The 5,799-nt window shown below is 63.4% G+C and carries 3 protein-coding genes, 1 tRNA gene and 1 pseudogene; all 5 read left to right on the top strand.

Annotated elements, in window-relative coordinates:
* Positions 1-154: 154 nt before the first annotated feature.
* Complete coding sequence (locus R5W23_RS05615; protein WP_320685482.1) at positions 155-454, top strand: twin-arginine translocase TatA/TatE family subunit; 300 nt, start codon at positions 155-157, stop codon at positions 452-454.
* A gap of 90 nt (positions 455-544) precedes the next feature.
* A tRNA-Val gene (locus R5W23_RS05610) sits at positions 545-617 on the top strand.
* Between the two features lie 329 nt (positions 618-946).
* The gene (locus R5W23_RS05605) at positions 947-2,038 is read left to right on the top strand and encodes a site-specific integrase (protein WP_320685481.1); all 1,092 of its coding nucleotides are present in this window, start codon (positions 947-949) and stop codon (positions 2,036-2,038) included.
* Positions 2,039-2,276: 238 nt separating this feature from the next.
* Complete coding sequence (locus tag R5W23_RS05600) at positions 2,277-5,288, top strand: BPTD_3080 family restriction endonuclease (RefSeq protein WP_320685480.1); 3,012 nt, start codon at positions 2,277-2,279, stop codon at positions 5,286-5,288.
* A gap of 34 nt (positions 5,289-5,322) precedes the next feature.
* Positions 5,323-5,799, top strand: a pseudogene (locus tag R5W23_RS05595) (site-specific DNA-methyltransferase); the annotation flags it as partial.

The raw sequence follows: 5,799 nt of genomic DNA, 5'->3' as shown, positions 1-5,799 counted from the left end.
CTACGCGTGCAAAATCCGATGCCGTGCTTGCCCATCGTGGGGTTGGGAGTGTATAGTCTCTAAAGGCCTGCAGGCCGCTCGCCGATGGGGTTACCTTCAACCTCCTCCACCACCCAATTTTGTTTGTATCGTCACGTTGCAAGGGAGGATGGTTATGCCTGTCTCAATGTTTGCTTTTCTGCCGGGTATCGGGCCGCAGGAACTGCTGCTGCTGGCGCTGCTGGGGGTTTTGCTATTCGGTCGGCGGCTTCCAGAACTAGGGCGATCTCTCGGCAAGACGGTTGTGGAAGTCAAGAAGGGGCTGAGGGGAATCGAGGATGAGGTGAGTGAACCAAGCTCGTCACGGCAGTCGGCCGAACCCGAATCAATTAAGGCTCCGCAGCGGGTGACAGCTTCGACAACGCCCAGGTTTGACGATGTCCCGGCCTCACCCAGTGTGCCGCCGAAAGTGTAAATGGTTTATCTCGGTTCACGAATATCTTGCCGTTTGCGTCACCTGCTATTAAGAAAACAATACACCTGCGGTGAGGACTGCGGGTTACATGGGCGATTAACTCAGTGGCTAGAGTGCGTTCTTCACACGGACGAAGTCACAGGTTCAAATCCTGTATCGCCCACTCTGCTTAAGTACTTTTAGCCGAAACAGTTCCTGCTTACCCCGGTGAGTACCGGGTGCGGCTTCCAAACCTAGCGAACTGTGGAATTGTTCCACAGTTCGCGGTTAGGAACCGCAATTATGAGTGTTCGACGCAAACCTATTCCCTCCTATCTTCCTCATAAACAATCCGGCCGTGCCCGCGCCGTCTGGACCGACCATTCCGGTCGGCACGACAAACTTCTGCCCGGCGCGTACGACAGCCCCGAATCCCGGACCGCGTTCGCACGGCTACAACTCGAACTCGAAACCACCCCATACGCCGTTACGCCGCCGGCAGGTGGGCTCCTCGTGAACGAACTGCTGCTTGCGTACTTGCGGCACGCCCAGCAGCACTACTGCGATCTCGATGGCAATCCGACCGACGAATTGCGGCACATCAAGACCGCGTGCCGATTCGTGCGCGAACTGTACGGCGACCAGACGGCAGCCGCGTTCGGCCCCCTGGCACTGAAGTCAGTGCGCCAGAAGTTCGTCGATCTGGGGTGGGGCCGCAAGACGGTGAACGCGCGGGTCGAACGGGTGCGCCGTGTGTTCAAGTGGGCCGTGGCCGAGGAACTGGTTTCGCCCCTCGTCCACCAGGCGCTGGCTGCGGTTCCCGGGTTGCAGCGCGGGCGCACCAAGGCACGTGAAGCCGAACCCGTTGGTCCCGTCGCCAACGACGTGGTGGACGCGACGCTGCCGTTCCTGAACCGGCACATCCGCGGATTGGTCGAGTTCCAGCGGCTCACTGGGTGTCGTCCGGGAGAGGCGTGCGTGCTCCGCCGGTGCGATATCGACACGAGCGGGGCGGTGTGGCGGTTCAAGCCCGTACGTCACAAGACCGCGTGGAAAGGCAAGTCGCGAACGATTTCGATCGGTCCCAAGGCGCAGGCGATGATCCGGCCGTTCTTCACGGACGACCCGACGGACTATCTGTTTTCTCCGGCCCGGGCGGTGGCCGAGTTCCGGGCCGAGCGGAGCGCCGCGCGGAAAACACCGAAGTACCCGAGCCACATGGCGCGGAACGAAACGAAGCGGGTGGCGCGGCGGATTCGGCCGCCAGCGGCCCGGTACTCCCGGATGTCGTATCTGACTGCCGTGACCCGCGGTTGCGACCGGGCGTTCCCGCCTACGGGCGTGTTGGCCCGGCGGCCGAAGGAGTCGGTTGCGAAGTGGCGGGCACGCCTGAGCGACGAGCAGCGGGACGCGGTGAAGGTGTGGCAGCGCGAGCACCGCTGGCACCCGAACCAGTTGCGTCACTCGTTCGGGACACTGGTTCGGCGGGAGCACGGGCTTGAAGCCGCGCAGGTGCTGCTCGGGCACTCGCGGGCCGACGTGACCCAGGTGTACGCCGAACGAAACGAGGCGCTCGCCGCGGAAATCGCCACGAAGATCGGCTGACAGAAGCGTTACACCGCACTCTCTCGTGAGCGCAGAGGGCAGCTTGAATCGGGTGATGCTATCTGCCTGCTGCTGGTGAGCGAGTTCGCGGCGAAAGGGAACCATCGGCCCCGGTCGTTCCCGTTCCGATCCCTCGCGTGTGACCGATTCACGCGCGAGGGTTTTTCGTTTCCACGCGCGCACGCGCCGGATACACTCCCCCTTTCATCCTCAGCCCGCATCCGAGTCGGGTTGCCCAATGCCGCCGGTCGTGATCGAGAACCCGATCCTCAATTCGCCATTCGAGCAGCCGGCTCGGCATTTCCGGTTCGACGATGCAAACAACATCACCGCCGATGTCGTCGAAGGTCGGCGCTCCAGTAGCTACTTCATGCCGATCGCGGCGCCCAAGAAGAAAAGCAAGCAGACGATTGACTTCGGCATCAAGGACGAAAAGAAAACTGAGACCGAGCACGTCAACAAAATCCGCGCGCACGTCAAAACCTGGCGCCGCCGCGGGTGGCCGGAGACGACATCCGCAACCCTCGCGTTGCTCCGACATTGGACCGCCCCCCAGCGCGAACGCCGGCTGTTCTTCTGCCAAGTGGAAGCACTCGAAACGCTCATTTTCGTGTCCGAGGTCGCCAAGAACACTAAATACGGGCACACCTGGATCGAGGATCACCTCAAGAGGGCCGCGGTCGATGCCGGCACCGACTTGTTCCGCATGGCCTTCAAGATGGCCACGGGCAGCGGGAAAACGGTCGTCATGTCCATGCTCATCGCGTGGCAAGTGCTCAACAAGCGTCGCAACCCACGCGACCCGCGATTCACCGACTCGTTTCTCGTGGTCGCGCCGGGCATCACGATCCGCGACCGGCTCCGCGTGCTGCGCCCGGCCGACGACGAGAACTACTACCGCAAACTCGATATCGTGCCCCGGGAGTTGCTGCCCGAACTGGGCGCGGCCAAAATCGCGGTCACCAACTTCCACGCCTTCAAACCTCGGGAGAAGGGCGACGCGGGCGGGCTCACCAAGCGGGTCCTCACCGCGAACACACCCGGCGCGTTCACCGAATCGGCCGACGAGATGGTGCGTCGGGTCGTTCGCGAGCTGGGCACCTCGCGCGAGCTACTGGTCATTAACGACGAGGCGCACCACTGTTACCGGTCGCGCCCGCCACACGAGGGCGAGGACAAGCTCAAGGGGGAGGACAAGAAGGAAGCCGATGCGCGCGAGGAGGAGGCCCGGTTGTGGCTCACCGGTCTGGAAGCCGTGAACAGGTCCGTCGGCGTGAAGGCGGTGTACGACCTGTCCGCAACGCCCTTCTACCTGAAAGGGTCCGGTTACCCGGAGGGGACGCTGTTCCCGTGGGTCGTGTCCGACTTCGCGCTCATCGACGCCATCGAGAGCGGGATCGTCAAGATTCCGCGCGTGCCGGTCGCCGACAACGCCATGACCGGCGAGTTCCCGAAATACCGCAACCTGTGGGTCCACATCCGCGAGAGCCTTCCGAAGAAGAACGTCACGCTCCCGGCTGCGGCCCCGCTGCCGCCCCTGCCGGCAGACCTCCAGGGCGCGCTGGAGAGCCTTTACGACCACTACAAGCGACAGCACGCGGATTGGGAGGCAGACCAGGACGGCCGCGCGAACGGGCGCACGCCGCCGGTGTTCATCGTGGTGTGCAACAACACCGCGGTCAGCAAGATGCTGTACGAGTACATCGCGGGCCGCGAGACCGGGAACCCGCACGCCGACGGCACGCCGATCGTGAAGCCGGGCAACCTCGACATCTTCAACAACGTCCAGAACCAGCGCTGGCGGCACCGGCCGAACACGATCCTCGTGGACAGCCGGCAGTTCGAGTCGGACGCGGGCATGTCCGACGACTTCAAGAAGCTGGCCGCGCACCAGATCGACGACTTCAAGCACCAGTACAAGCGGTCCACGGGCCGGGACGTGGAGAACCTGACCGACGAAGACCTGATGCGCGAGGTGCTGAACACGGTCGGCAAGCCGGGCAAGCTCGGCGAGGGCGTGAAGTGCGTGGTGTCCGTGTCCATGCTCACGGAGGGCTGGGACTGCAACACGGTGACGCACGTTCTCGGCGTGCGGGCGTTCGGCACTCAACTCCTTTGCGAGCAGGTGGTCGGGCGAGGGCTGCGGCGTGCCAGTTATGCCCTCAACGAGAAGGGGCACTTTGACCCCGAATACGCCGACGTGTACGGGGTGCCGTTCTCGTTCATCCCGTGCGCCGGGGTGCCTGAAGAGGGCGAGAAGAAGATCGTCCAGAAGCCCGGCAACGTGAAAGCGGTGCCGGAGCGACTGCTCGCGCGCCCGTGGTTGGAGGTGAAGTTCCCACGCGTGGTCGGTTACCGCTACGAAGCGCTGCCAGGCAAGCTGGACGCGAAGTTCGGCCCGGCACACCGGATGAAGCTCACCACCGAGGACATCGCGACACGAACGGAGAACGCCCCGAAGTTCGGCACGAGCACGATTCTCACCCTCGACGCGCGGAAGGCGACGCGTCCGCAGACGGTCGTGTTCGCGCTAGCGACGCACCTCCAGCAGCACCACTTCGCGGGGCAGGTGTGGCTGTTCCCGCAACTGCTCGCCATCGTCCGCGACTGGTTCGGCGACCCGGACGGCGACTCACCGAACGTGGACTACGGGGACGAGACGTTCCCCGGATTGCTCCTGTTCGACGAGAAGAAGCATGAGGCGGCCGAGAAGATCCGCAACGCGATCATTGCCGCGAACGACGGAGCGCATCGGCTCCGCGCCGAACTCCCGGGCACCGACCGCGGGGGCACCACCGTTGGTGTCATGTACGACACGGTGAAGAAGACGTGGACCACCGACGCGACCAAGTGCCACCTGAACCTGGTGCCCGAAGACAGCGGTTGGGAAACGCAGTTCGTGCAACGGATCGAACGCATGGACGAGGTGAAGGCGTATGTGAAGAACCAGAATTTGGGCTTCACGATCCCGTACACCTGTGAGGGCCGACCGGGCAACTACTACCCCGACTACATCCTCAAGATCGACGACGGGCGCGGCACCGACGACCTGCTTCACCTCGTCGTTGAAGTGACCGGTGAGAAAAAAGCCGAGAAGGCTGCGAAGGTGACGACCGCGGGAACGCTGTGGGTGCCGGCGGTGAACAACGAGGTAACCTTCGGCCGGTGGGCATTCCTGGAGATCGATGCCGACAACCGCCACAAGCCCGTGCAGACGATCCTGAAGTTCCTCAAGACGCGGGTCGGCTAATCGCCACCTGGAGACCAGCCCGAAGGTGCCCACGATGGCCAAGAAGAAGAGCGCTGCTAAATCCGCGGTGCCGGTGGACTCACACAAACACCTCACGGACAGCCGCACCAACATTCCCACGCGGGAACTTGCCGAGTTCGCGGCGGACGAGGGTATCCGCAAGGCGGTGTATGCCCGCGATCGGTCGCTCGACCCGCAACTCGTCTGGAAAGGCAAGGACGAGCAGGACGCGCGCGACCTCGAAGTACCCGCGGTGCCGATCTACGTACAGGAGAAGATCCACCCACAGGCCATCATTGAGGACGTTCGCGAACGCGCGACGGAGAAGCCGCCTGCGGGTACGCAACTCTCCCTCTTCGACGACTTCAACGGGATCGGTGACTTCCAGAAGACGCTCCAGTTCTACCAGCACGACCAGCACTGGACGAACCGGCTCATCCTCGGCGACAGCCTGATGGTGATGGCGAGCCTCGCCGAGAAGGAGCATCTCCGCGGCAAGATACAGTGCATC

This window comes from Gemmata algarum, from assembly GCF_034097035.1.
GTDB classification, from domain to species: Bacteria; Planctomycetota; Planctomycetia; order Gemmatales; family Gemmataceae; genus Gemmata; species Gemmata algarum.
This window is presented reverse-complemented; position numbering and strand designations above follow the sequence as displayed.

Bases quoted from the DNA above. Each gene is read 5' to 3' on its own strand.
- R5W23_RS05615 (WP_320685482.1), top strand. From the start codon at position 155: ATGCCTGTCTCAATGTTTGCTTTTCTGCCGGGTATCGGGCCGCAGGAA.
- R5W23_RS05600 (WP_320685480.1), top strand. From the start codon at position 2,277: ATGCCGCCGGTCGTGATCGAGAACCCGATCCTCAATTCGCCATTCGAG.